This is a genomic window from Pseudomonas sp. EGD-AK9, assembly GCF_000465935.2.
Taxonomy (GTDB): domain Bacteria; phylum Pseudomonadota; class Gammaproteobacteria; order Pseudomonadales; family Pseudomonadaceae; genus Aquipseudomonas.
In genome coordinates this window covers 1-1105 of record NZ_AVOF01000615.1, presented here as the reverse complement: position 1 = coordinate 1105, position 1105 = coordinate 1, and the positions used below count along the sequence as shown (strand labels likewise).

Sequence of the window (1105 nt, the reverse complement as noted above, 5' to 3'; positions counted from 1 at the left end):
GGACGAACTGCTGCAGGCGCTGCTGCAACTGGCGCAGCTGCCGCGCTTCTGCACCGAGCTGTGCGAGCACCTGCTGGGGGTGGGCGAGGGCGCCGCCTGGTTGCAGGCATTGCGCGCCCGCGGCCTGTTCATCGAGGCGCTGGAGGGCGCCGCCGACTGGTTCGTGCTGTTCCCGCCGCTGGCCCAGGTGCTGCAGCGACGCGTCGGCGGCGGCAGCCAGAGCCTGCACCTGCACGCCAGCCAGTGGTTCGCCGCCCGCGGCGAGGTGCGACCGGCGGTGGAGCACGCGCTGCTCGGCGGACAGCCGGAGGTGGCGGCGAGCTTTCTCGAGCGCTTCACCGAGGAACAGTTGCTGCAGGGGCAGGAGCTGGCGCTGATCCTGCGCTGGCGCGGCGAACTGCCGGAGGACCTGCTGGCCAGTACGCCGCGGCTGATCCTGCTCAATGCCTGGGCGTTGTTGCTGGTGGGACGCCTGGACGAGGCGCAGGACTGCGCCGACCAGCTGGCGCGCTTTCAGCCGCGTGCCGATGGCGAGCGGCTGCGTGAGCTGTTCGCCCAGTGGCAGGCCATACGCGGTATCGCCGCCTATGGCCGCGGCTGCGCCGAGGAGGCCCGCGCTCATGTCCTCGAGGCGCTGGCCATGCTGCCGGAGGGGGCCTGGGCGCAGGCGTTGCTGTGCCGTTCGGTGTTGACCCAGATGGCCATCGGCGAGGGCCGCCTGGAGGATGCCCAGCTGCTGGGCTACGAGGCGCTGAAGCAGGCGCGGCGCTGCGGCAGCCTGGTGTTCGAGGCGTTGCTGGAGCTCGATCATGCGTTGTTACTGGAGGCCCGCGGCGAGTTCGGCCGCGCCCAGGCGCTGCTGCGGCGGGTGCTCGAGCAGCCGGACGGCGGGGTGTTGCGCAACACCCCGGTGTGCGGGCGGATTGTTCTGCGCCTGGGGCGTCTGGCCTTGCGCCTGGGCCGTGCGGAGGAGGCCCGCGAACAATTTCACGCCGGCCTCACGGTTGCCCTGGAACATGGCGATCCCGGCGCCTTCCATGGCTACCTCGGCTTGGCCGAGCTGGCGGCGCGCCAGCGCGACCTGGCGGCGGCCTTCGCCCGCCTG

1 pseudogene is annotated in these 1105 nt (G+C 72.4%); it reads left to right on the top strand.

The window, feature by feature from the left end:
• A pseudogene (locus tag N878_RS29170) lies at positions 1–1105 on the top strand (helix-turn-helix transcriptional regulator); the annotation flags it as partial.